The 24,771-nt window shown below is 71.3% G+C and carries 23 protein-coding genes; 13 read left to right on the top strand and 10 right to left on the bottom strand.

Annotated features, from left to right (window positions below; all coding sequences use genetic code 11):
• Window positions 1-81: 81 nt before the first annotated feature.
• The gene (locus tag CF165_RS14270) at window positions 82-744 is read left to right on the top strand and encodes a fasciclin domain-containing protein (RefSeq protein ID WP_093948459.1); all 663 of its coding nucleotides are present in this window, start codon (window positions 82-84) and stop codon (window positions 742-744) included.
• Here CF165_RS14270 and CF165_RS14265 read toward each other — a convergent pair whose 3' ends face one another.
• Together CF165_RS14265 and CF165_RS14260 are read right to left on the bottom strand one after the other, a co-directional pair.
• Window positions 745-1,737, bottom strand: a complete 993-nt coding sequence (locus CF165_RS14265) for an LLM class flavin-dependent oxidoreductase (RefSeq protein WP_093947988.1) — start codon at window positions 1,735-1,737, stop codon at window positions 745-747.
• Window positions 1,738-1,782: 45 nt separating this feature from the next.
• On the bottom strand, window positions 1,783-2,442 hold the full coding sequence (locus CF165_RS14260) for a TetR/AcrR family transcriptional regulator C-terminal domain-containing protein (protein WP_093948458.1): 660 nt from the start codon (window positions 2,440-2,442) through the stop codon (window positions 1,783-1,785).
• A gap of 95 nt (window positions 2,443-2,537) precedes the next feature.
• Here CF165_RS14260 and CF165_RS14255 point away from each other — a divergent pair, with 95 nt between their 5' ends.
• Together CF165_RS14255 and CF165_RS14250 are read left to right on the top strand one after the other, a co-directional pair.
• Window positions 2,538-3,503: an NAD(P)-dependent alcohol dehydrogenase gene (locus tag CF165_RS14255; protein ID WP_093947987.1), complete on the top strand. Its 966-nt coding sequence runs from the start codon at window positions 2,538-2,540 to the stop codon at window positions 3,501-3,503.
• A 74-nt stretch (window positions 3,504-3,577) separates the two neighbouring features.
• Window positions 3,578-4,201 carry a DsbA family oxidoreductase gene (locus CF165_RS14250; protein ID WP_093948457.1) on the top strand — a complete coding sequence of 208 codons (624 nt, stop codon included), beginning with the start codon at window positions 3,578-3,580 and terminating at the stop codon, window positions 4,199-4,201.
• Window positions 4,202-4,205: 4 nt separating this feature from the next.
• Here the strand turns inward: CF165_RS14250 and CF165_RS14245 are convergent, their stop codons facing one another.
• Window positions 4,206-4,391, bottom strand: coding sequence for a hypothetical protein (locus CF165_RS14245; RefSeq protein ID WP_093947986.1), 186 nt, complete (start codon window positions 4,389-4,391; stop codon window positions 4,206-4,208).
• A 277-nt stretch (window positions 4,392-4,668) separates the two neighbouring features.
• Window positions 4,669-5,724, bottom strand: a complete 1,056-nt coding sequence (locus tag CF165_RS14240) for a LacI family DNA-binding transcriptional regulator (RefSeq protein ID WP_093947985.1) — start codon at window positions 5,722-5,724, stop codon at window positions 4,669-4,671.
• Window positions 5,725-5,835: 111 nt separating this feature from the next.
• On the opposite strand from CF165_RS14240, the gene CF165_RS14235 reads away from it, so the two are divergent.
• From CF165_RS14235 to CF165_RS14210, 6 genes are all read left to right on the top strand, one after another.
• The gene (locus CF165_RS14235) at window positions 5,836-6,762 is read left to right on the top strand and encodes a carbohydrate ABC transporter permease (RefSeq protein WP_167441442.1); all 927 of its coding nucleotides are present in this window, start codon (window positions 5,836-5,838) and stop codon (window positions 6,760-6,762) included.
• Between the two features lies 1 nt (window position 6,763).
• On the top strand, window positions 6,764-7,627 hold the full coding sequence (locus CF165_RS14230; RefSeq protein WP_093947983.1) for a carbohydrate ABC transporter permease: 864 nt from the start codon (window positions 6,764-6,766) through the stop codon (window positions 7,625-7,627).
• 49 nt (window positions 7,628-7,676) lie between these two features.
• Window positions 7,677-9,023, top strand: a complete 1,347-nt coding sequence (locus CF165_RS14225) for an ABC transporter substrate-binding protein (RefSeq protein ID WP_205660860.1) — start codon at window positions 7,677-7,679, stop codon at window positions 9,021-9,023.
• A complete protein-coding gene (locus CF165_RS14220; protein ID WP_093947982.1) occupies window positions 9,020-10,558 on the top strand; it encodes an alpha-N-arabinofuranosidase in 1,539 nt (512 codons plus the stop codon). Before CF165_RS14225 ends, CF165_RS14220 begins: the two co-directional genes overlap by 4 nt.
• Window positions 10,551-12,305 (top strand): glycoside hydrolase family 35 protein, encoded by a 1,755-nt coding sequence (locus tag CF165_RS14215; protein WP_093947981.1) that lies wholly within the window; start codon window positions 10,551-10,553, stop codon window positions 12,303-12,305. The genes CF165_RS14220 and CF165_RS14215 overlap by 8 nt, the downstream gene beginning before the upstream one ends.
• A 121-nt stretch (window positions 12,306-12,426) precedes the next feature.
• A complete protein-coding gene (locus CF165_RS14210; protein WP_240521594.1) occupies window positions 12,427-14,325 on the top strand; it encodes an RICIN domain-containing protein in 1,899 nt (632 codons plus the stop codon).
• Between the two features lie 67 nt (window positions 14,326-14,392).
• On the opposite strand, the gene CF165_RS14205 is transcribed toward CF165_RS14210, so the two are convergent.
• Window positions 14,393-14,728: a DUF3140 domain-containing protein gene (locus tag CF165_RS14205; protein WP_093947979.1), complete on the bottom strand. Its 336-nt coding sequence runs from the start codon at window positions 14,726-14,728 to the stop codon at window positions 14,393-14,395.
• 176 nt (window positions 14,729-14,904) lie between these two features.
• On the opposite strand from CF165_RS14205, the gene CF165_RS14200 reads away from it, so the two are divergent.
• Window positions 14,905-15,630 (top strand): ANTAR domain-containing response regulator, encoded by a 726-nt coding sequence (locus tag CF165_RS14200; RefSeq protein WP_167441466.1) that lies wholly within the window; start codon window positions 14,905-14,907, stop codon window positions 15,628-15,630.
• Here the strand turns inward: CF165_RS14200 and CF165_RS14195 are convergent.
• The 3 genes from CF165_RS14195 to CF165_RS14185 form a co-directional block, all read right to left on the bottom strand.
• On the bottom strand, window positions 15,584-16,336 hold the full coding sequence (locus tag CF165_RS14195; protein WP_093947977.1) for an aspartate racemase/maleate isomerase family protein: 753 nt from the start codon (window positions 16,334-16,336) through the stop codon (window positions 15,584-15,586). The genes CF165_RS14200 and CF165_RS14195 overlap by 47 nt on opposite strands.
• 26 nt (window positions 16,337-16,362) lie before the next feature.
• The gene (locus tag CF165_RS14190; protein ID WP_093947976.1) at window positions 16,363-17,430 is read right to left on the bottom strand and encodes an aldo/keto reductase; all 1,068 of its coding nucleotides are present in this window, start codon (window positions 17,428-17,430) and stop codon (window positions 16,363-16,365) included.
• 91 nt (window positions 17,431-17,521) lie between these two features.
• Window positions 17,522-18,997, bottom strand: coding sequence for a tannase/feruloyl esterase family alpha/beta hydrolase (locus tag CF165_RS14185; protein ID WP_093947975.1), 1,476 nt, complete (start codon window positions 18,995-18,997; stop codon window positions 17,522-17,524).
• Between the two features lie 148 nt (window positions 18,998-19,145).
• Between CF165_RS14185 and CF165_RS14180 the strand changes: the two genes are divergently transcribed.
• Complete coding sequence (locus tag CF165_RS14180) at window positions 19,146-21,842, top strand: ATP-binding protein (RefSeq protein WP_093947974.1); 2,697 nt, start codon at window positions 19,146-19,148, stop codon at window positions 21,840-21,842.
• 93 nt (window positions 21,843-21,935) lie between these two features.
• Complete coding sequence (locus tag CF165_RS14175) at window positions 21,936-22,964, top strand: alpha/beta fold hydrolase (RefSeq protein WP_093947973.1); 1,029 nt, start codon at window positions 21,936-21,938, stop codon at window positions 22,962-22,964.
• A 35-nt stretch (window positions 22,965-22,999) separates the two neighbouring features.
• Here the strand turns inward: CF165_RS14175 and CF165_RS51190 are convergent, their stop codons facing one another.
• Window positions 23,000-23,152 (bottom strand): hypothetical protein, encoded by a 153-nt coding sequence (locus tag CF165_RS51190; protein ID WP_158226788.1) that lies wholly within the window; start codon window positions 23,150-23,152, stop codon window positions 23,000-23,002.
• The gene (locus CF165_RS14170; RefSeq protein WP_093947972.1) at window positions 23,152-23,583 is read right to left on the bottom strand and encodes an organic hydroperoxide resistance protein; all 432 of its coding nucleotides are present in this window, start codon (window positions 23,581-23,583) and stop codon (window positions 23,152-23,154) included. Before CF165_RS14170 ends, CF165_RS51190 begins: the two co-directional genes overlap by 1 nt.
• 117 nt (window positions 23,584-23,700) lie before the next feature.
• Between CF165_RS14170 and CF165_RS14165 the strand changes: the two genes are divergently transcribed.
• A complete protein-coding gene (locus CF165_RS14165) occupies window positions 23,701-24,741 on the top strand; it encodes an NAD-dependent epimerase/dehydratase family protein (protein ID WP_093947971.1) in 1,041 nt (346 codons plus the stop codon).
• Window positions 24,742-24,771: the final 30 nt, after the last annotated feature.

Here is a 24,771-nt window from a genome sequence, read left to right as displayed (position 1 = left end):
CGAATGGCGGCAATCCGCTTTCGCGGGGGTTCCGAATCCAGGGTAAGAAGCAATTATCAGCCGCTTATGGGAGTGATTTTCGTGACCAAGCTCCGTGTCGCCGGAATCGGCGTCGCCGCCGTCGCCGCGCTTTCGCTGACCGCGTGCAGCGGCAGCGACACCGCTTCGCCGGGTAGTTCCGGCAGCTCGATGACGCCACCCGCGCCGACCTCCAGCATGGCCTCCGGTGCCGGCAACGGCGTGACCACCAACGCCGACGTCTTCGGCCCGGCCTGTTCGCAGCTGCCGCAGGGGTCCGCGCCCGGTTCGCTGGACTCGATGGGCCCGCAGCCGGTCGCCTCGGCCGCGTCGACGAACCCGCTGCTGACCAAGCTGGTGGCGGCGGTCAAGGCCACCAACCTGGTCGACACGCTGAACAGCCAGGAGGCCATCACGGTCTTCGCGCCGGCCGACCCGGCGTTCGCCGCGCTGGGCGACGCCAAGTTCGCCGAGCTCGCGGGCAAGCCCGCCGAGCTGGCGCCGATCCTGCAGTACCACGTCGTCGGCAAGCGCTACGACGCCAAGGGTCTCGCCGCCGCGGGCTCGCTCGACACGCTGAACACCGCCGGCGGGCCGGTGAAGATCGAGGGTTCGGGCGAGAACATGACGGTCAACGGCGCGAAGATCCTGTGCGGCAACATCCCCACGAAGAACGCCACGGTCTTCGTGATCGACAAGGTGCTGACGCCGGGCACCAACAAGTAGTCAGCGCCCCAGCAGTGGGCCGAGGTGTTCCGCGATGTCGGTGAGGATCTGCACGTAGTCTTCGTGTTCGAAGGTGAACGGCAGGGCGAAAGCCACCTCGTCGATCTCGCGGAACGCCGCGTGCCCGTGCAGCCGATCGGCGATTTCCGCGGACGTGCCGACGAAGTCGGGGGAGAACAGCAGCCGGGCCGGGCCCTGGGGTTCGGTGGTGCGGGGAAGCCGTTTTTCGGCGTAGGTCTCGTATTTCGCCCGCTGTTCCGGCGTGGCGCTGTCGGTGGGAATCACGACCAGGCCCTGCGAGATGCGTCCGGCGGGGTGGTGCTCGCGGAACGTCCGGATGTGCGAGAGCTGGATCGCGGCGAAGTCCGTGCTGTCCCCTTCGGCCTTGACCACGCTGCTGGTCAGGAAGTTCATCCGGTGCTCGCCCGCCCACTCCGCCGAGCGCAGGCTCGCCCCGCCGTACCAGAGGCGGTCGCCGAGCCCGGGCGCCTGCGGCTGCACCCGGTCGGAGAACACCTCGAAGCCTTCGGTGCCGTTGAACTCCGTCGCCGGTTCACCGCGCACGAAGTCCAGCAGCCGCCGGACGCGTTCGTAGCCGAAGTCTTCGGCGTCGGCGGTGTCCGGGTAGAGGGCGTGCTTGACCTCGTCCCAGCGCATCGGCGGGCCGACGCTGATCCCCGGGTTGAGCCGTCCGCCCGAAAGCAGGTCGACCGTGGCGAGGTCTTCGGCCAGCCGCAGCGGGTTCTCCCAGCCGAGCGGGATCACCGCCGTGCCGAGCTCGATCCGGCTGGTCCGCTGCGACGCGGCGGCCAGCACCGCGACCGGCGACGAGATGCCGTACTGCAGGTGCCGGTGCCGCACCCAGGCGCTGTCGAAGCCGAGCCGCTCGCCGAGTTCGATGATCTCCAGCGTCGACTCGTGGCCCCGGCGCGGGTCGTCCGCGTCGAACAGGCCGATCGTCAGGAAGCCGAGCTTCCGCAGTGGTCGTGACACGGTGCCGATTCTGCCCGGGCGAGCAGGGGTGTCCCAGCGGGTGGACTACCGCCCCCGCAGCCGGTCCAGGCCGTCGAGGATCACGTCGAGGCCGAACTCGAACTCCGCCTGGTCGTCGCACCAGCCGAGGGTCGAGTCCGGGTCGTCGTGGGCGATCTCGCCGAGCATGCCCACTAGGTTCGGCAGCTCGGCGGCCAGCTCCGGCGGCACCTCGGCCTGCTGGTTCGCGCTCGGGTCGAACAGTTCCTGGGTGAAGCCGAGCGCGCGGCTGCCCAGCGCGTGCAGCGCGTGGTGGATCAGGTCGTAGGAGAACCCGCCGTCCCGCATCAGCCCGACGAGCGTGTCGTAGTGGCGCAGGACCGCGAGGCTGGTCGACGACCTCGTCTCGAACAGCTCCGGCGCCCAGCGGTGCCGGAGGAACACCTCGCGCGCGGTGAGGATCCGCCGCCGCACGGCCTGCTTCCAGTCCGCGCCGGAGTCCAGGCGGGCGACGGCTTCGTTGATCTCCTGGGCCACGACGTCGACGATGCCGTCGAGCACGTCTTCCTTCTTGGCCACGTGGTAGTAGAGCGACATCGCTTCGGCGCCGAGCTCCTCGGCGAGGCGGCGCATCGTGAGGGCGCGCAGGCCGTGCTCGTCGGCGAGTTCGACCGCCGCCCGCAGCACGCGCTCGCGGCTCAGCGGAATCCGCGCTTCCGTGGTCACCTCCGGATCGTACAACGTAAGACGTGCTTGACCGGCCGGCGTCCCGCAGCTACCTTACGGTGTAAGACTTACGCTGTAAGAATCGTGGAGGCGCCATGAAAGCCCTGGTCCAGCGTGTGTACGGCCCGGCGGAGAGCCTGAGCTTCGAGGACGTGCCCGACCCGGCGCCCGCCGACGGCGAGGTGCTGGTCCGGGTGCGGGCCACCTCCGTCAACCCGTACGACTGGCACTTCATGAGAGGCGAGCCGTACGTCGCGCGGCTGATGCCCGGCGGGTTCGGTCTACGCCCGAAGGCCGGGATTCTCGGCTGTGACCTGGCCGGCCGGGTCGAGACGGCCGGGACACGCTTCCGGCCCGGTGACGACGTCTACGCGTTGCTGCCGAACGGCGCCTACGCGGAATACGTCTGCGTCCGGGAGGACCTCCTGGCGCCCATGCCGGTGAACCTCACCCATGAGCAGGCGGCGGCGATGCCGATGGCGGCCGTCACCGCGCTGCTCGCCCTGCGCGGGGTCGAAGCCGGGCAGCGGGTCCTCGTCAACGGCGCTTCCGGCGGCGTCGGTACCTTCGCCGTCCAGCTGGCGAAGGCGCTCGGAGCCCGGGTCGACGCCGTCTGCAGCGCGGCGAACGGTGACCTTGCCCGTTCACTCGGCGCGGAGCACGTCGTCGACTACCGGTCGGCGGACTTCACACGCAGTGGTCGGCGTTACGACTTCGTCCTGGACATCGCGGGCAGCCGGTCGCTCCCGGCCTGCCGCCGGGTGGTGGCCCGGACGGGCACGTTCGTCGTGGTCGGCGGCCCGGCCGGACGCTGGCTGCAGCCCGCCGGGCACGCGTTCGCCGCGCTGGCCGCCGGGCCGTTCGCGCGGCGGCGGGCCGTGCTCGCGGACGCGGTGGGCTGCCGGGACAAGAAGGCGGTGCTCGGCGAGCTGACCGCCCTGGCCGAGCGCGGAGCGCTCACGCCGGTCGTCGACCGGAGCTACCCGTTCGACGACCTGCGCGCGGCGATCGCGTACCAGGAAGCCGGGCACGCCAAGGGAAAAGTCGTCGTCACGCTGTGATCCCGCAGGTCGCCGCCGGTTACCTTGAAGTGCGCGCCACCCTTTCGGTTAGCGTGGGTTTCGTGCGTATCGACATCTGGTCCGATCTGGTCTGTCCTTGGTGCTATCTCGGCAAACGCCGCTTCGAACGGGCGGTGGCCGAACTCGGCGTCGACGTCGAGGTGGTGCACCACTCGTTCCAGCTCGACCCGTCGTTCCCGCGCGGGACGTCGCAGCCGACGCGGGAAATGCTGGCCGAGAAGTACGGCCGGACGCTGGAAGAGGCCGACGCGATGCAGGCGCAGATGGAGGAGCGCGCCGCCGCCGACGGTCTCGAGTACCACCTCGGCCGCGCCCATGTGGGCAACACCGTCGACGGCCACCGCCTGGTCCACCTCGCCGCCGACCGCGGGCTCGCCGACGCCGTCGTCGAGCGGTTCTACCGCGCCTACTTCACCGAACGGCGGTCGCTGTTCGACCGCGACTCGCTGGTGGAGCTGGCCGCCGAGGCCGGTCTCGACGCCGGCGAAGCCCGGTCCGTGCTGGAGTCGGACGCGTACGAAGCCGAAGTCGCGGCCGACGGCGAGCAGGCCCGCGAGCTCGGGGCGACCGGCGTGCCGTTCTTCGTGATCGACCGGCGGTTCGGCGTCGCGGGCGCCCAGTCGTCCGAAGTGTTCACGCAGGTGCTGCGACGCGCGCTGGAGCCCGCGGCGAGCTGAGCCGTCAGCGACGACGGCGCCGCCGGGTGAACCGCGAGCGGTCGGTGGCGATCCCGGCCAGGTGCAGGGCGATGCACAGGAACCCGGCGGTGGTGAGCGTCCCGGTGGTGATCACCGGGCCGAGCCCGAACCCGGCCAGCTCCATCAGCAGGGCGAGCCCGAAGAGCACAGCGGCGAGAATGGCGAGCATGACGGCCTCGTTTCCGTGGCGCGGGGCCGAATGGTCCCTGCCACTGCGACGTTCGCGGTACCGGACGTCCTGGCTTGGTGGCCAGTACTTCCCCCGCTTCCGCACGGTGAAACGAACCCCGTGATCGAAGGGTCATCACACGTGACTGGAGAGCCGACACGCGTGATTGGAGGGTCGACACGCGGCATGGAGCGACATCACGCGAGTTGACTCCCCAATCACGCGAGTTGGCTCCTCAATCACGTGTGATGACCCTTGAATCACGGGTGCTGCGCGGTCAGGCCGGGGGTGGGGCCGTGCTCGAACGGATCACCAGCTCGGTCGGGAGGATCACCGGCTCGCCCGCTTCGGCGCCTGTTTCGATTTCCGCCAGCAGGGCTTCGACCGCGTGGTGGCCCACCGCTTCGAACGACTGGCGGATCGTCGTGAGCGGGGGCCAGAAGTGGGCCGACTCCTCCATGTCGTCGAACCCGACCACGCTCACCTCCTCCGGGACGCGACGGCCTGTCTCGTGCAACGCGCGCAGCAGGCCCAGCGCCATCTGGTCGTTCGCCGCGAACACCGCTGTCACCGATGGGTCGGCCGCCAGCCGGAGGCCCGCCTGGTAGCCGGACTCCGGTGACCAGTCCCCGGCCAGCACCGGCGGCACCGTGCGGCCCGCGGCCTCCAAAGTGGCCTGCCACGACTTCCGGCGCCGCTCGGCCGAATACGACTGCGGCGGGCCCGCGATGTGCCAAACCGTCGAGTGCCCCAGCGAAAGCAGGTGCCGGGTCGCCCTGGCCGCGCCGTCGGCCTGGTCGTTGTCGACGACCGGGTACGCGTACCGGGCGCTGGAGTCGATCACGACCACCGGGAGCCCTTGTGGCAGTTCGATCTCGCTTTGGTCAAGCTGGTGTTGCTCGATGAGGATGATGACGCCGTCGACGGCCTGTTCGTTCAGCGTGCTGAACGCCCCGGTGACCTCGCCCTGGGTCGGCCGCGTCACCGGCATCAGGATGATCGAAAACCCTTCCGCGACGACGGCCGCCGCGATGGCGTCGAGCGTGCGGCTGTTCCCGAACGTCGGCAGCGCCGAGATGATCACGCCGATGCTGCGGAACTTGCCGTTGCGCAGGGCGCGGGCGGCGCTGTTGGGCCGGTAGCCGACCCGGCGCATCGCCGCCAGGACCCGTTCGCGGGTGGCGTCGTCGACGTTCGTCTTTCCGTTTGCTACGCGCGAGACCGTCTGACCCGACACCCCCGCCTCGCGGGCCACGTCCGCCATCGACGGCCCGCGCCGCCGGGAGGCGCGGCCGGATGCGGACGACGTCGCTGTCTGGCGCGGCACGGTCACTCCTTGGTGTCCTGGACATGTTTACGTCAACAAGTTACTCTGCGGCCGTCCATGTTGACGTAAACATCTCGCCGGGTCCAGTACCCGGCCGCATGACCACTCGGAGAGACGATGACGTCCACAGCGGCTCCGCCCGTCCCGGCGCCGTCCCGTCCGGCGCCGGCAGCGCGCCGGCCGCGGCGGAAATGGCGGGGCTGGCTGTTCGTCGCCCCGTTCATGCTGGTCTTCGCGCTGACCTTCATCGCACCGGTCGTGTACGCGTTCGTGCTCAGCCTCTACCGTGACCAGGCCTTCTTCGGTGGCACGGTGTTCGTCGGCGCCGACAACTACCTCCAGGTGTTCGGCGACCCGAAGTTCTGGGACGCCTTCCGGCGGGTGCTGGTGTTCCTCGCCGTGCAGGTGCCGATCATGCTGGCGCTCGCGCTGGTCGCGGCACTGGCCATCGACAGCGCCCGGCTGCACGGCGCCGGCTTCTTCCGGATCGTGATCTTCCTGCCGTACGCGGTCCCCGCCGTGGTCGCCGCGCTCATGTGGGGCTTCATCTACGGCGACCACTTCGGACTGGCGGCCGACCTGAACCACCTGTTCGGCACCTCGGTGAAGCCGTTGTCGGAAAACTGGCTGCTCACGTCGATCGGCAACATCGTCACGTGGGAGTTCGTGGGCTACAACATGCTCATCTTCTACTCCGCGCTGAAGGTGATCCCCAAGGAGCTGTTCGAGGCGGCCGCGATCGACGGCGCCGGCACGTTCCGCACGATCCGGTCCGTCAAGCTCCCCGCGATCCGGGGTGCCATCGTGGTCGCGACGATCTTCTCGATCATCGGCAGCTTCCAGCTGTTCAACGAGCCGAACATCATGCGCAACCTGGTGCCGAACATGATCGTCACCAACTACACGCCGAACATGTACGCCTACAACCTTTCCTTCAACGGGCAGCAATACAACTACTCCGCCGCCGTCGCGATCGTGATGGGCGTGATCACCGCGGTCATCGCGTACGTCGTGCAGCTGCGCGGCTCCCGGAAGGAGATGTGACGTGGCCACGTTCTCGGTGACCAACCCCCGCAAGTCGCGTGTCCTCACCGGCTTCATGGCGCTGTACCTGCTCTACACCCTGGTTCCGCTGGTGTGGCTGGTGATCAACGCGAGCAAGACCCAGCCGGCGCTGTTCTCGACCTCGGGCCTGTCCTTCGGTGACTCGTTCGCCCTGTTCGACAACATCGGCAAGACGTTCACCTACAACGACGGGATCTTCTTCCGCTGGCTGGGGAACACCCTGCTGTACGTCGTGGTCGGCGCCGGTGGCGCGACGATCCTCGCGACGGCGGCGGGCTACGGGCTGGCCAAGTACCGCTTCCCCGGCCGCCGCGCGGTGTTCGCCGTCGTGCTCGGGGCCGTGGCCGTGCCGCCGACGGCGCTGGCCGTGCCGACGTTCCTGATGTTCAGCAAGCTCGGGCTGACCAACACGCCGCTGGCGGTCATCATCCCGTCGCTGATCAGCCCGTTCGGCCTGTACCTGATCTGGGTCTACGCCGCCGACGCCATCCCCGACGAGCTGCTGGAAGCGGCGCGGATCGACGGCGCCGGCGAGATCCGGATCTTCCTCACCGTGACGCTGCGCCAGCTGGTCCCCGGGATCATCACGGTCACGCTGTTCACGATGGTGCAGACGTGGAACAACTACTTCCTGCCGCTGATCATGCTCAGCGAACCGAAGTGGTACCCGCTCACCGTCGGGCTCAACCAGTGGAGCGCCCAGGCCAACGGCGCCGGCGCCCAGCCGATCTTCAACCTGGTCCTCACCGGGTCGTTGCTCACCATCATCCCCCTAGTCGTCGCTTTCCTGCTCATGCAACGGTTCTGGCAATCGGGCCTGAGCGCGGGCAGCGTCAAGCAGTAGCAGCGTCATTAGTAAAACCCGCCGTCACACCGCCGTGAAGGGACACTCGATGTCACGCATCCGCAACCACGCCAAGGCGGCTCTCGCCGTGGCGCTGGCCGCCGCTCTGGCGGTCGGCTGTTCGTCCGGGGGCGGCTCGTCCACCGCGCCCGCCGCCGCGACCGGCAGCCAGGACTCCGTCGACGCCGCGCTGAAGGCCGGCGGCGAGATCACGTACTGGAGCTGGACTCCCTCCGCCAAGGACCAGGTGGCCGCGTTCCAGAAGGAATACCCGAACGTCAAGGTCAACTACGTCAACGCGGGTACCAACAAGGACGAGTACACCAAGCTCCAGAACGCGATCAAGGCCGGCTCGGGTGCCCCCGACGTCGCGCAGATCGAGTACTACGCCCTCCCGCAGTTCGCGCTGACCGATTCGCTGACCGACCTCAACTCCTTCGGCTTCGGTTCGTTCGAAAAGGACTACAGCGCTTCGACGTGGGCGCAGGTGAAGAACGGCAACGGGCTCTACGGCCTGCCGCAGGACTCCGGCCCGATGGCGCTGTTCTACAACAAGGAAGTCTTCGCCAAGTACAGCATCGCCGTGCCGAAGACCTGGGCCGAGTACGTCGACGCGGCGAAGAAGATCCACGCCGCCGACCCGACCAAGTACATCACCGCCGACACCGGTGACGCCGGGTTCACGCTGAGCATGATCTGGCAGGCGGGCGGCCACCCGTTCACCGTCGACGGCCGGAACGTGAAGATCAACCTGGGCGACGCCGGCACCAAGAAGTGGACGTCGGTCTGGAACCAGCTGGTCCAGGGCAAGCTGCTCTCGCCGATCGCGGGCTGGTCCGACGACTGGTTCCGCGCCCTCGGTGACGGCACCATCGCCACCCTGCCCACCGGCGCCTGGATGCCCGGCAACTTCATCTCCTCCGTGGCCGCGGGCAGCGGCAAGTGGGCGGTGGCGCCGATGCCGACCTACGACGGCCAGAAGGCGGTCACCGCGGAGAACGGCGGCAGCACCCAGTCCGTGGTCAAGCAGAGCAAGAACCCGGCCCTCGCGGCGGCGTTCGTGCGCTGGCTCAACCACGGCGGCGGCGTCCAGCCGTTCATCAAGAGCGGCGGCTTCCCGTCCACCACGGCCGACCTGACCTCGCCCGCGTTCGTCGACGAGACCATGCCGTACTTCGGTGGCCAGAAGGTCAACCAGGTGCTGACCCAGGCGTCGAAGGACGTCGCGCCGGGCTGGTCCTACCTGCCGTACCAGACCTACGCCAACAGCATCTACAGCGACACCGTCGGCAAGGCCTACCTCGCCAACACCGGGCTCGACGCAGGGCTGGCGGCCTGGCAGCAGGCGCTCGTCGACTACGGCAACCAGCAGGGCTTCACGGTCAGCGCGGGATGACAGTCCACATCGAGGCCGACGCGGGCCAGGTCATCGGCCCGGTCCCGCGTCGCCTCTTCGGCTCGTTCGTCGAACACATGGGCCGGTCCGTGTACACCGGGTTGTCCGAACCCGGACACTCCACTTCGGACGATCGCGGCTTCCGCGGCGACGTCCTGGAGCTGGTGCGGGAGCTCGGGCCGACCGTGGTCCGCTATCCCGGCGGCAACTTCGTCTCCGGCTACCGCTGGGAAGACGGAGTCGGGCCCGACCGGCCCGTGCGGCTCGACCCCGCGTGGCACAGCGTCGAGTCCAACCGCTTCGGCCTGCACGAATTCGTCGCGTGGGCCGAAGCCGCGGGTGCCGAGGTGATGTACGCCGTCAACCTCGGCACCCGCGGCATCCAGGAGGCCGCCGACGTCCTGGAGTACTGCAACCACGCCGGTGGCACGGAACTGAGCGAGCGGAGGCGCGCGAACGGCGCCGACCGCCCGTTCGGCTTCAAGCTGTGGTGCCTGGGCAACGAGATGGACGGCCCGTGGCAGATCGGCCACAAGACGGCCGAGGAGTACGGCCGCCTGGCCGCGGAGACCGCGCGTCTCATGCGGATGATCGACCCGGACCTCGAACTGGTCGTGGCCGGCAGTTCGCACGCGGACATGCCGACGTTCGGCTCGTGGGAGCGCACGGTGCTGCGCCACACCGCCGAGCTGGTCGACCACATCTCGCTGCACGCCTACTACCAGGAGCTGCACGGCGACACCGACAGCTACCTGGCCAGCGGCGCCGCGCTGGACCGCTACATCCGCACGACGGCGGGGGTCATCGACGAAACCCTGGCGGAGCTGGGCCTCGACAAGAAGATCGGGATCAGCGTCGACGAGTGGAACGTCTGGGACCTGCGCCGCTGGAACGAGGCCGACCAGGCGAAGCTGGCCGAGGGCGGCTGGCGGCAGCACCCGCGGATCATCGAGGACACCTACACCGTCACCGACGCGGTCGTCGTCGGGTCGCTGCTGAGCTCGTTGCTGCGCAACGTCGACCGCGTCACCATGGCGAACCAGGCCCAGCTGGTGAACGTCATCGCGCCGATCCGCACCGAGCCCGGTGGCCCGGCCTGGCGGCAGACGACGTTCCACCCGTTCCAGCGCGTCGCCGCGCTGGCCGGCGGGTCGAGCCTGCGCCTGACCGTCGAAGGCGAGCGGCTGCGCACCGCGCAGCACGGCGAAGTCGACCTCGTCGACGTCGCCGCGACGGTCGAGGAGTCCGGGCGTGGCGCGGTGTTCCTGACCAACCGCGCCACGGCGTCGCCGACCGAAGTCCGGATCCGCCTGCGCGGCGCCCGGTTCGGCGTCTACGCCGCCGAAACCCTGACCACACCGGACGGCGAGACCCGCCACACCGTGAACACCGCCGACTTACAACCGGTCCGGCCGGTGCCGCTACCCGGCGCCGCCGCGACGTCCGATCCCGGGGGGACCACCATCACCGTGACACTGCCACCCTTGTCCTGGACCGTGCTGCAGCTGACGCCGCAGGCGGCCCCGGATGCCTGAGTTCGCCATCGGGGAAACCGACTTCCTGCTCGACGGCCGCCCGTTCCGCATCCTGTCCGGCGCCCTGCACTACTTCCGGGTGCACCCGGACCTGTGGGCCGACCGGATCGACAAGGCCCGGCGGATGGGGCTCAACACCATCGAGACGTACGTGGCGTGGAACGCGCACGCCCCCGAGCCCGGCACGTTCGACCTGTCCGGCGGCCTCGACCTGGACCGCTTCCTGCGGCTCGTCGCCGACGCCGGGATGTACGCGATCGTGCGGCCCGGCCCGTACATCTGCGCCGAATGGGACAACGGCGGGCTGCCGGCGTGGCTGTTCCGCGACCCGTCGGTCGGGGTGCGCCGGTACGAGCCGAAGTACCTGGACGCGGTGCGCGAATACCTGACGAAGGTGTACGAAGTCGTCGTCCCGCACCAGATCGACCGCGGGGGACCGGTGCTGCTCGTCCAGGTCGAAAACGAGTACGGCGCGTTCGGCGACGACAAGCGCTACCTGAAAGCGCTTGCCGAGCACACGCGCGAATCGGGCATCACCGTGCCACTGACCACAGTGGACCAGCCGACGCCGGAGATGCTCGAGGCGGGCAGCCTCGACGGGCTGCACCGCACCGCGTCGTTCGGTTCCGGCGCCGAGGCGCGGCTGGCGATCCTGCGGGAGCACCAGCCGACCGGGCCGCTGATGTGCAGCGAGTTCTGGAACGGCTGGTTCGACCACTGGGGCGCGCACCACCACACCACCGCGGCCGCGGACTCGGCGGCGGAACTCGACGTGCTGCTCGCCGCGGGCGCGTCGGTCAACCTGTACATGTTCCACGGGGGCACCAACTTCGGCCTCACCAACGGCGCCAACGACAAGGGCGTCTACCAGCCGCTGGTCACGTCCTACGACTACGACGCGCCGCTGGACGAAGCCGGCGACCCGACGCCGAAGTACCACGCGTTCCGGGACGTGATCGCCCGCTACCACAAGGTTCCCGACACCGTCCCGCCCCCGGCGCGGCCCGCGCCGACGCCTCGTGGCAGCCTGCGCGACCCGGTCCGCCTGCTCGACGCGCCGGATCGCTGGGGCACCTGGGAGTTCCACGAGGACCTGCCGGTGTTCGACGACCTCACGCCGATGCCGCAGCTGGCGTTGCTGCGTACTTCGGTGGCGGGCGACCGGCCCGGCGTGCTGACCTTCGGCGAGGTCCGCGACCGCGCGACGGTGTTCTTCGACGGCGACCTCGTCGGCACGCTCACCCGCGAGCACCACGACCGCGCGATCCCGCTGCCGCGCGCGGCCGGCGAGCTGCTGGTGCTGGTCGAGGACCAGGGCCGCGTCGACTACGGCCCGCGCATCGGCGAGGCGAAGGGCATCATCGGCGGGGCGTCACTGCACGGCGAACCGCTGGCCGGCTGGGACGTGCTGCCGCTCGACCTGGCCGCGCTGCCTTCGCTGCGGTCTTCGCGGCCGGAGTCCGTTCCGGGTCCGGTGGCCGGGCCGGTGCTGCTGCGCGCGCAAATCGACGTCGACGAGCCCGCCGACCTCTTCCTCGACACCGGGGAATGGGGCAAGGGCGTGGCGTGGCTCAACGGGTTCGCGCTCGGCCGGTACTGGCGGCGCGGACCGCAACGGACGCTGTACGTGCCGCGCCCGGTGGTCCGGGCCGGCGCCAACGAACTCGTCGTGCTCGAACTCGGCACGATGCTCGACCCCGCGGCCCGGTTCGTGCCGCGGCCGCTGCTGGGCCACACCGAGGCCTGAGAAGTCCCCACCGCACCCGAAGGGCAGTTCGACGATGAACTTGCGGCGTTTGCTCACCGTCCTTTGTGTACCAATTGTTACGGCTGGAATCGCATCGGCTCCGGCGGAAGCGGCCACCGCCGTGACCGTGAAGCCGGACCCGGCCTACCGGCAGCAGTCGTTCGACGGCTGGGGCGCCAGCCTGGCGTGGATGGCCGAGGCGACCGGCGGCTACCCCGACGCGATCCGGAACAAGCTGGCCGACCTGGTCTTCGGCCCGGACGGGCTGAACCTGAACATCGCCCGGTTCAACATCGGCGGCGGCAACGCCCCCGACGTCCCGGCGTACCTGCGTCCGGGCGCCGCGGTCCCGGGCTGGTGGAAGGCGCCGGCCGGCACCACCCGCGCCGACAAGGACTGGTGGACGCCCGGGAACCCGGCCGAGTTCGACCCCAAGGCCGACCCGAACCAGCGCTGGTGGCTGGACAAGATCAAGAACCGCGTCACGAAGTGGGAGGCGTTCAGCAACTCGCCGCCGTACTTCCAGACCGTGTCGGGGTACGTCTCGGGCGGCTTCAACGCCACCGACGAACAGCTGCGCGCCGACAAGATCGGCGACTTCACCGCGTACCTGACGCAGGCCGTGCGCACGCTCGAACGCGCGCACGGCATCAAGTTCTCGTCGGTGAACCCGATGAACGAGCCGAACACGAACTACTGGAAGACCACCCTCGGCGCCGACGGCAACCCGGCCGGCGGACGGCAGGAAGGCGCGCACATCGGGCCGTCGGTCCAGTCCCAGCTGATCCCGGCGATGGCCGGCGCCCTGAAGGCGGCCGGCTCGCGGGCGATCGTCTCCGCGCCCGACGAGACCAACCCGGACATCTTCGCCGCGGACTGGGCCGGCTGGTCGGCCGACGCCCGTGCGGCGGCGGGCCGGCTCAACGTGCACACCTACGGCACCGGCAACCGGCCGGTCCCGCGTGACCTGGCCAAGGGCGGCGACAAGCCGCTGTGGATGAGCGAGGTCGGCGGCAGCTGGCTGGACCGCCAGGACTTCACGGACATGGACCCCGGCCTCGGGATGGCCAAGCAGATCACCGACGACCTGCGCCTGCTCGAACCCAGCGCGTGGGTCAGCTGGCAGCCGATCGAGGACTACAACAACATGAAGCCGGGCGGCGAGTCCGCAGCGGGGATGAACTGGGGCGAGATCCAGGTCCCGTTCGACTGCCCGAAGAACGCCACGCTGCAGACCTGCCAGATCAAGACCAACACGAAGTTCAACACGATGCGCAACTTCACCCACTACATCAAGCCGGGCGACCGGCTGGTCGGGGTGAACGACACCGCGTCGACGGCCGCGATGCGCGGCGAGGACCTGGCGACGGTCGTGCACACCAACTCGGGCACCGACGCCCAGGACGTCACGCTGGACCTGTCGGGCTTCCGGAATGTCCGGCCCGGCGCGTCGGTGACGCCGGTCGTCACCGACGTCAACGGCGCGCTGCAGCGCGGCAAGCCGGTGCGGGTAACGGCGGGCAAGGCGACGCTGCGGGTGCCGGCGCGTTCGGTGACCAGCTTCCTCGTCGACGGCGTCTCCTCGACGGCGGCCGGCACGGGCCTCGGCTCCGGCAAGCCGTTCACTTTCACCGGGGTGCAGAGCGGCAAGTCCCTCTCCGCGGAGAACGGCTCGCTGGTGCAGCGCACGACGGACGCTTCGGCGCCCGCGCAGCGCTGGACGCTCACCGACCGCACGGGCCGCTACGGCAACCGCGACCGGTTCACGATCACCAACGTCGGCACGGGCCAGGTGCTCGGCACCTCCGGCGGCGCGGTGACGCTGGCCGCGGCGGGAACGTGCGACCCGGCGGCGGAGTGGACGCTGTCCACCACCGGTGACGGCACCTGGACGTTCGTGAACGCGGCGAGCGGCCAGCTGCTCGACGTCACGAGCGAGTCCCGCGAAGACGGCGCGCGGATCGGCCTGTACAAGCCGACCAACGGGCCGAACCAGCGCTGGCAGGCCGTGGCAGGCTGACCCTGCTCGTGCGTGAAGGCCACCTTGCGGGATCCCCGCAAGGTGGCCTTCACGGCTTTTCGGGGCCTCAGGCGGGCTTGAGCGGGTCGTGGCCGATCGACATCAGCCGGTGGCGCCAGTGGGTCTCGCCCGCGGTCGGCTCGAGGTCGTCGCGGCGCTGTGCGTGCACCCGGTCGACGATCTTGCGCATCACGTCCGCGTCGTGGTGGTCCACGTCGGAGCGGCGCTTGCGCAGGATGGCCAGCACTTCGTTGCCCGTCGGCGGGCCCGCCTCGCGGGGGAGCGGTTCGGTCTCCGGGCCCGCGTCGCGCGTGCGCAGCCAGTCCTCCAGCTCGCGCGAGGTCATGTTCACCACCCGGTGGAACTCCGCCCACAACTCGTCGTCAACAGCCGGATTGTCCATCTTCCGCGGCTACCCGGCGCGGCCGACGTCAAACCGGGCGCCCGTGGCCGGTAGAATTCGTCCGGACCCGTTGAAACGCCAGCGGTGGTCTCGGTTGACGCTGCTGGCGAGCTCATTCCCCGTGCTCGCGGCTTGACGCATGGGAGGGGTGGGCCTTGCCGACCACTGGCGACGGCATGGCGGAGCGGGTCGACGAGCTGAACGCCGTCCTGGCCGATCTCGTCGGGGTCCTCGAATCGATGTCCGACACGCCCGGTCTGCTCGACGCGGTCTGCGGCGAGGCGGTCCGGGTGGTCCCGGACGCGGACCTGGCCAGCATCATGGTCGTCCGCGATGGCGTGACGCAGACCGCGGCCTTCACCGACGAGCGAGCCCGGCGCATCGACGACGTCCAGTACGCGGCAGGCGACGGTCCCGGCCTGCTCGCGGCGCTCACGGGCGAGGTCGTGCGGGTCGCGGTCGACGAAACGGGCGATCGGTGGCCCGAGTTCGTCGCCGCGGCGAAGGAGCTCGGCGTGGGCAGCTACCTGGCGGTCCCGCTCCGGGTGGACGACACGCTCGTCGGCGCGATCACGCTGTTCGGGTTCGAGACCCACGGCTACCACGAGTTCGACACGAAGGTGCTGCGGCTGTTCACGCTCTGCGTGGAAACGGTCCTGCGGCTGACCCGCCGCTACCGCGAGGCCCGCCGCCTGGCCGACGAGCTCCGCAACGCGATGGAGACGCGCGCGGTGATCGAGCAGGCGAAGGGCATGCTGATGCTGATCCACCGGGTGAACGAGGACACGGCGATGCAGCGGCTGATCGTGGAGTCCCAGCACACGAACATCAAGCTGCGCGACGTCGCGGCCCGGTTCACGAGGAGGATGAGCTCCGCCGACGGCGGGACGGCCCGGCACTGAACAGCGTCCCCAGGCCGCTTTGCGCCGGTGCCGATCCCATCGCGTCCCACACGGTGACCGCGGTCGCCGTGAGCACCGGCTTCCGCAGCCGTTCGTCCAGACCGGCGAGCAGCGGCGTGGTGTGCAGGGCGGTCTCGGGGACGAGCACGGCGTCGGCGTCGGCGTGGTCCGCCGCGACGGCCAGCTCGGTGATCCGGTGCCCGCCCCAGGCGGCGAGCGTGCGATCGGAGCCCGCGTCGGCCGACACGGCGTGCACCGTCGTCACGCCCGCCTCGGCGAGAAAGGCGGCGAAGGCGGCGGTCAGGTCCGGGTGGTAGACGGAAGCGAGTGCGACGCGGCCGGCCCCCAGCCGGTCGAGGGCGGCGAGGTAGGCCAGCGACGTGCTGCTTGCCCGGACGCCGACGTGCTCGGCGAGCGCCCGCGCCTGTTCGCGGGCGCCGTCGAGGCCGTGGGCGAAGCTGCAGCTGGAGCACGCCCAGCTGACGACGTCCGGAATGGCCGGCAGCTTGTCGGCGGCCGCGGTCAGGCGTCCGGGTGTCCCGAGCGCACGCACGGCGGCGGTCTGGGCGGCCGCGTCGGGGCCGACGTCCGTATCGCCTTCGACGTAGGCGAAGTCGAGGCTGGGGGCGGGATCGAGCCGGCGGCACAGGGCGGCGAAGTCGTCCTCGCCGCAGTCCCGGGTCGGGTACAGCAGGCCGATGCGCATGTCCCGCGGTTACCCGGATTTCGCCGCTACACCCAGTTCCGCACCGCGGGGGCGTACCCCGCCGGCTTGTCGCCGACCTTCAGGTCCGGGGTGACGATCCAGTTCTGGTAGGCCGGGGTGAACATCCGGTACACCGAAGCCGGGGGGACCGCGCTCGCCTCGTCGAGCAGGGTCCGCAACTCCGCCGGGATCTCGAAGTCGAGCGCCGCCATGCTCTTGCCGAGCTGGTCCGCGCTGCTCGCGCCGACGATCGCCGCCGCGATGCCCGGCTGGGTGGCCACCCAGTTGATCGCCACCTGGGCCATCGTCACGCCCAGCTTGTTCGCGACCTCTTCGAGGGGTTCGAGCACGTGCGGGGTGCGCTCGGTCCAGGGGGGCCCGTCGCTGAGCCGTCCCGTGCCGCCGTCGCGGTACTTGCCCGTGAGGACGCCGCCGGCCAGCGGGCTCCACGCCGTGACGCCGAGGCCGAGGTGCCGGCCCATCGGGACGTGCTCGGTCTCGATCTGCCGCTCGGCCAGCGAATACGGCAGCTGCAGGTTGACCATCGGCGCCAGTGAGTGCGCCTCCGCAAGGCTCTGCGCCCGTGCCGCGTACCAGCTCGGCACGTCGGACAGGCCGGGGTAGCGGATCTTGCCCGCGCGGACGAGGTCGTCGAAGGTGCGCACGACCTCTTCGACCGGGGTGACCCGGTCCCACGTGTGCAGCAGGAAGAGGTCGACGTAATCGGTGCCCAGCCGCCGCAGCGACGCTTCGAGGGCGCGGATCATGTGCTTGCGCCCGTTGCCACCGGCGTTGGGGTCGGCCGGGTCGACGCTGTTGGTGAACTTGGTGGTGAGGACCACCCGCTCACGCACGTTCGCCTCGGCGATGAGCTTGCCGAGGATCGTCTCGCTTTCGCCCGCGGTGTAGAAGTCGGCGGTGTCGACGAAGTTGCCGCCCTCGTCGAGGTAGCGGCGGAAGATCGGCCGGACTTCGTCCTCGGTTTTCCCGTAGGCGGCGTGGAACCCGCCCGTGCCGAAGTTCATGGTGCCGAGGGCGAGCCTGCTGACGCGCAGTCCGGAGCGGCCGAGGAGGTAGTACTGATCGAGTGCCATGACCTCAGCGTGCCGAGCCGATTTTGGACCCGCAAGTCCAATCGAGCGGGCCGTGCGTGCCGGAGGGAGGGCGGCACGCACGGCCCTGGACTCAGCGGCAGCGGTAGCTCGACGCCGTGGCCGGGTCGCCGCCGGTGAAGCGCGAAACCCGCGGGTACGCGCACAGGTCGCGCGTCTTCCCGTCCGCGGACGCCGCCGCCAGCGTGGCCGGAGCTTTCCCGTGCTCGACCCAGTCGACCAGCGCGCCGAGCGCGTTCGTCGGCTCCGGGCCGCCGCCACCGAAGCAGTGCTCGACGCCCGGCGCGAGGAACAGCCGGTAGAAGTCGTTCACCCGCCGCGCTCCGCCCATCGTCTGCTCAACGCGGGTGCGGTAGGAGAGCGTGCCGCCCGGCGGGATCAGCTGGTCGTTCGCGCCGACGAACGTGATCAGCTTGCCGCCGGCGCGGCGGAACGCCGACAGGTCGGGATCGGACGTGCCGATGACGTCGTCGTACTCACGCACCGACTGGCGGAACAGGTCCGTGAACTGCGCGTACGTGAGCTTCGACGTGTCGAAGGCGGGCTGCTTCTCCAGGAACGACTGCACCCACTCGACGGCCACCGGGAAGCCCGGCTGGGTGCCCGCGAGCCACGTGAAGTCCGCGCCCTTCGGCAGCCCGGACCACAGCTTGTGGCCGTGCTCGTCGGTCGGGCCGGCCCAGATCTTGCGCACCACCTCGGCGTCCGCCGCCGTGACGGTGACCTCGTGGCCGTCGCAGACCACCTTCGTCCCCACGAGGCTGCGCGGGTCGTAGCCGCACTCGTCGGGCCGGTCGACGATGCCGTTCGTCACGCCGTCCCGCGCGTCGCACGCCTGGACCGCGGCCGTGCGGAACGCGGAAAGCACGCAGGGGCTGGGGAAGTCGTGGCTCTGGTTCATGACGACCTGCGGCCACAGGGTCGCGACCGCGAAGCGCGTCCAGTCGACGGCGGGGGCGTTGGCCAGGATGCCGTCGAAGTCGTCCGGATAGCGCTGGGCTTCGGAGTAGCCCTGGCGGCCGCCGGTCGAGCAGCCGGTCCAGTACGAGTACGAAATCGGCCGCTGGAAATACCGCTGCGTGACGGCCTTGCCGATCAGGGCTTCTTCGTGCACCGACCGGGTGGCGAAGTTCGTCAGCAGGGTCTGGTCGACCTGGCCGTTCTTCAGCGCCCAGGACGTGTCGAGGCCGTTCAGGGACACGCCCGCGTCGGTCGTCACGGCGCTGTAGCCGTCCTTGACCGCCTGCGCGAGCGCGGCGGAGTCGCCGGCGGCGTAGGCGCTGCCGCCGAGGGCTTGGAGCCGGCCGTTCCACCCGGTGTCCGGCAGGGCCACGGCGACCTTGACGTGGTCCGCGCCGGTGTGGGTGAGCGTGACGGTGACCTGGCAGTACGACGGCTGGTGCGCGGCCTGCACCGACTCGATCTTCGCGCCGGGCGGGGCGGCGACCGGGACGGCGGCGCAGGGGGCCGACGCCGCCGCGCTGGGGGCGGCCTGCACGACGGTGGTCAGCAGGAGCGGCACGGCGGCCGCGAGGAGTAAGCGTCTCATCGGGTCTCTCTGGTCGCTTTCGTCCGATGTGGACATTGCTGGGGAAACCTAGGCGGGGCGCCGGGATCCCCGCGCCCGTCAGGTGACGCTGCCGTCGTACGTCATCGGCCTTGAGCTGCGGAAACGTGCTTTGGGTAAGGTCGTTTCCATGGCGCTGCGCGGACGGGACACCGAGCTGAAGGAGCTGCGGGAGCTCGTCGACGGCCCGGAAGACCGCGGCGGCGTCCTCATCCGCGGCGAAGCCGGCATCGGGAAGTCCGCGCTGGTGGCCGAGACGGCCGCCGCGGCTTCGGTCGCCGGGCTGCGGGTGCTGCGCACGACCGGCGCCGAAGCCGAGCAGAATCTCGCGTACGCGGGGCTGCACCAGCTGCTGTACCCCGTCCGGGCCGGGGTGGCCGAGCTGCCCGCGCCGCAGCGCGACGCCCTGCGGACCGCGCTGGGGCTGGCCGCGGGCGACGAACCGAGTGTCTTCCTCGTCGGGCTCGCCGTGCTGACCCTGCTGGCCGAGGAGGCCGCCGCGAAGCCGTTGCTGCTGGTCGCCGAGGACGTGCACTGGCTGGACCGGGCGAGCGCGGACGTGCTCGCGTTCGTCGCGCGACGGATCGAGAACGAGCCGATCGTGCTGGTCGCGACGCTGCGGGACGACGCCGAGTCGCCCCTGTTCGACGCCGGGCTGGCCCCGATGGCGCTCGACCGCCTGCCCGCGGACGCGGCGGCGGAGCTGCTGGACTCGGTCGCCCCGCGGCTCGCCCCGGCGGTCCGGACCCGGTTGCTGGCGGAGGCGGCGGGGCACCCGCTGGCCCTGGTGGAACTCCCGGCGGTCGCCGATCTCGGCGGGCTCGACCCGGTGCTCCCGCTGACCGAACGGCTCGAGCGCACGTTCACCGCGCGCGTGGCGGCGCTGCCGGAGGTGACGCGCACGGCGTTGCTGGTGGCGGCGTTGAACGAGACGACATCGCTGGCGGAGACCCTCACGGCGACGGGTGCACTGCTCCGGATGTCCGCCGAACCCGAGATCCTCGCGCCCGCCGCCGAAGCTCGTCTCATCGATCTCTCCGCCGGCACCCTGACCTTCCGCCACCCCCTCATGCGCTCCGCCATCCCTGCCTCCGCCACACCACTCGACCGCCGGAACGCCCACCTCGCCCTCGTCCACGCCCTCCGCGACCAGCCCGACCGCCGCGCCTGGCACCAGGCCGCCGCCACCGCCGGGCCCGATGAAACCGTCGCCGCCGAACTCGAGCGGACCGCCGAGCGCGCCCGGTTCCGGGGTGGGGCGGCCGCCGCCATCGCCGCCCTCGAACAGGCCGCGCGACTGAGTCCCGATGCCGGGTGCCGGGCGGACCGGCTTCTGCGGGCCGCCGGACTCGCGGTCGACTCCGGCCGCCGCGAGACCGCCGAACGCCTGGTGCACGCCGCGAAACCCGCCGACGCGCGGCGCCGCGCCACCGCGAGCCGGCTGCTCAGCGAGTTCGAAGACGGCGTCCGTGAGGACCCCGCCCGCGTCGCGGAACTGGCCGAGACCGCCCGGTCCGTCGCGGCCGACGGGCAGCACGACGCGGCGATGCGCATCCTCTGGAGCGCCGCCATGCGCTGCTTCTGGACCGAGCCGGGAGCCGCCGCGAGGCAAGCCCTGCTGGACGTCACCGACCGGCTGCCCATCCCCGACGACGACCCGCGCGTCGTGGCCGTCACCGCTTATGTCGCGCCGTTCGAACGCGGCCGGGCCGTTCTGGAGAAGCTGCGGGAGCTGGTCGCGAGGACCGGCGCCGATCCCGAGGTCGACCGGTACCTGGGCAGCGCCGCGCTGCAGGTCGGCGCGTTCGACCTGGCCGCCCGGTTCTCCGCAGCGGCGGCGCCCGGTCTGCGCGCCCAGGGCCGGCTCGGGCTGCTGCCGCGCGCGCTGACCGTCCAAGCGTGGAGCCGCGTCCGGCTCGGCGACCTGACCGGGGCGGCGCCGGCGGCGGCGGAGGCGGCCAGGTTCGCCCAGGAGACCGGCCAGCCGTTCATGCACGGGCTGGCCACGGCGGTCCAGGCCGAGATCGCCGCCCTGCGCGGCGAGCACAAGCAAGCCAAGAGCCTGGCCGACGCGGCCGAACGCCTCGGGCTCGCGGCGGGCGCGCGGCCGGTGCTGGCCACCGTGCAGCTCGCCCGGGCACTGACGAACCTGGGCGAGGGCCGGTTCGACGACGCCTTCGCCGACCTGCGCCGCCTGCTCGACCCGGCCGACCCCGCGTACCAGCTGGCGTTGCGCGCGTACTGCGTCGCGGAGCTCACCGAGGCCGCGGTGCGGGCCGGCCGGACGGACGCGCTCCGGGACGTCCTCGCCGAGCTGGAGCCGCTCGCCGCGAAAGCGCCGTCACCCGCTCTGCACATCGGCCTGCGGTACGCGCGCGCTGTGCTCGACCCGAGCGACGAGCTGTTCGGCGAAGCGCTGCGGGCCGACCTGACCGGCTGGCCCGCCGAACGCGGCCGCGTCCACCTGGCGTTCGGCGAGTGGCTGCGGCGGCAGCGACGGGTCGTCGAATCGCGGACGCACCTGCGCACGGCCCGCGAGACGTTCGACGCGCTCGGCATGGCGGCCTGGGCCGAGCGGGCGCGGCGGGAGCTACGCGGCGCGGGCGAGTCGAGCCCGAACCGGGGCCCGGACGCGCGGGAAAAGCTGACCCCGCACGAACTCGGCATCGCGCAGCTGGCCGCGGAGGGGCTGACGAACCGGGAGATCGGGCAGCGGCTGTACCTTTCGCACCGGACCGTCGGCACCCACCTGCACCGCATCTTCCCCAAGCTGGGCGTGAGCTCGCGCGCTGACCTCGCCGGGATGCTGAAGACCCTGGAAGGGTGACGTACACCGGCTGCGTCACCTGACGGGCGCGAAGGTCACCGGACCGCTCCTAACGTCGTGAAAGTCCCACAGTCTTTCGCGCAGGAGCTCCAGATGATCAGCAGGAGAAGGTTCGGGCAGGCGTTCGCGGCCGGACTGGCGGCGACGTCGCCGGCGGCTTGCTCGTCCGGCACGCCCGCCGCGGCGCCGGCCCCCGGGCCCGACCTGCGGGCCGGTTCGGGCGAGCACACTTCGCTGGGCCCGGTCAAGCACGTGGACGCCGGGGTGCTGAGCATGGCTTACCACGAGTTCGGCCCGGCCACCGGGCAGCCGGTCCTGCTGCTGCACGGCTGGCCATACGACCCGTACAGCTACGTCGACGTCGCGCCGATCCTTGCGGGCGCGGGCTACCGCGTGATCGTCCCGTACCTGCGCGGCTACGGGCCGACGGCGTTCAAGTCCGCCGAAACGGTCCGCAACGGCCAGCAGACGGCGGTCGCGCTCGACGTCATCGCCTTGATGGACGCGCTCAAGATCGGCAAGGCCGTCCTCGGCGGCTACGACTGGGGCGGCCGGACCGTCGACATCATCGCCGCGCTGTGGCCCGAGCGCTGCAAGGCGGTCGTCGCCGTGAGCGGGTACATCGTCACGAACCTCAAGGCGAACCAGCAGCCCCTCGCGCCGGCGGCCGAGCTCGGCTGGTGGTACCAGTACTACTTCGCGACCGAGCGCGGGCGCGCCGGCTACGCGGCCAACCGCCACGACTTCAACAAGCTGATCTGGAAGAACGCATCCCCGGCGTGGCACTTCGACGACGCGACGTACGACCGCAGCGCGGCGGCGTTCGACAACCCCGACCACGTCGCCATCGTCGTCCACAACTACCGCTGGCGGCTGAGCCTCGCCCCGGGCGAGCCGCAGTACGAGGCGTACGAACAAAAACTGGCCGCCGGCGCGACCATCGGCGTCCCAGCGATCACGATCGGCAGCGACTTCGACGGCGCGGCCAAGGACGGCAAGCCCTACCGCGCCAAGTTCACCGGCGAGTACGAACACCGTGTCTTCGACGGGATCGGCCACAACGTCCCGCAGGAGGCGCCGCGCCCGTTCGCCCAGGCGATCCAGGACGCCGACCGCCTGTGACCGGTGGGAGGGCCCGCGCACCCGGGCCCTCCCACTCAGCGCGTGGCGCGGTGAACCGCGTCGACGACGGCGTCCGGGTCCGCCGAAACGATCGCGTGCGGCGAGTCGACCTCGGTGACCGGCGCCCACGCGGACGCGTCCTCGAACGCGCCGTGGACCAGCACGACGGTCGGTTTCGGGCGCTTCATCAGGCGACCGTCGCGTCGAGGGTGACCTCGATGTTGCCGCGCGTCGCCTTCGAGTACGGGCAGACCTGGTGCGCGCCCTGGACCAGCTCGTCGGCCGTGGCCTGGTCGATGCCGGACGCCTCCAGGTGCAGCACCGCGCTGAGCTTGAACTCGCCGGCCTCGGTGTCGTGGTGCAGGGTGACCTCCGCGACGACGGCGAGGTCGTTCAGCGGCACCTTCTTCGCGCCCGCGACCCGGCGCACGGCGCCCACGAAGCACGACGCCCAGCCGGCCGCGAACAGCTGCTCGGGGTTGGTGCCGTCGCCGGCGCCGCCGAAGGCCTTGGGCACGGCGAGGGTGACGTCGAGCGCGCCGTCGTCGGAGGTCGCGCGGCCGCCGTTGCGGCCCTCCGCGGTGGAGGTGGCGACGGCGGTGTAGGTCACTTCGGACATGGTCTTCCTTTGCTCTGGCGGGTGGACGAACCCCACGCTAGGAACCCGCGTGCGCGCGCGGCGACCGTCGCGCGACGTCACCCGTGTACGTCACCGGCGGGCGGGTAACCGGCCCGGATGCGAATCGTGGTGACCGGAGCGACGGGCAACATCGGGACCGGGGTCGTCCGCGCGCTGAGCGCCGACCCGCAGGTCGAGACGATCGTCGGGCTGGCCCGGCGGACGGCGGGCCGGCCGCCGGAAAAGGCCGAGTACGTGCGGGCCGACGTCGAGCGGGACGACCTCGTGGCGCACTTCCGCGGCGCCGACGCGGTCGTCCACCTGGCCTGGCTGTTCCAGCCGACGCGCCGCCCGGAACGCACCTGGCGCGCGAACGTCCTGGGCTCGCTGCGCGTGTTCGACGCGGTGGCCGCGGCGGGGGTTCCCAAGCTCGTCTACTCGTCGTCGGTCGGCGCGTACTCGCCGCGAGAAGACGACGAGCCGGTCACCGAGGACTGGCCGACGCACGGCTGGCCCGGCGCGGCGTACACGCGGGAAAAGTCTTACCTGGAGCGGTATCTCGACGCGTTCGAGCACCGCCACCCGAAGCTCGACGTGGTCCGGCTCCGGCCCGGGTTCGTCTTCCAGCGCAGTGCCGCGACGGAACAGCGCCGCCTGTTCGCCGGGCCGTTCCTCCCCGGCTCGCTGGTGCGGCCGGGGCTGGTCCCGCTCCTGCCGGACGTCCCGGGGCTGCGCTTCCAGGTCGTGCACACCGCGGACCTCGGCGACGCCGTCCGCCGCGTGGTGAAGCGCCCGGTGCGCGGGGCGTTCAACATCGCGACCGGCCCGGTCGTCGACCCGCGGTTCGTCGCCGGCCTGCTCGGCGCGCGCACGGTGCCGGTGCCGGTCGCGGCGGTCCGCGCGGCGGTCGCCGCGGCCTGGCGCCTGCACGCGGTACCCGCGTCACCCGGGCTGTTCGACGCGGTCATGCGCCTGCCGCTGCTGGACACCACGCGGGCGGAGTCCGAATTGGGCTGGCAGCCGCGGCACGACGCCGCGTCGACGGTGCGGGAGTTCCTCGCCGGGCTGCGCGCGGGCGCCGGCGCGGACACGGCGCCGCTGGCCCCGGACCGGCACCGCCTGCACGAAATCAGCACCGGTATCGGCCGCCGCCCCTGACGCCCGGCTCGCCCGGAGGTCATGAACGAC

This window comes from Amycolatopsis vastitatis, from assembly GCF_002234595.1.
GTDB classification, from domain to species: domain Bacteria; phylum Actinomycetota; class Actinomycetes; order Mycobacteriales; family Pseudonocardiaceae; genus Amycolatopsis; species Amycolatopsis vastitatis.
The sequence above is the reverse complement of the archived record's forward strand: the minus strand, read 5'-3'. Positions and strand labels throughout refer to the sequence as shown.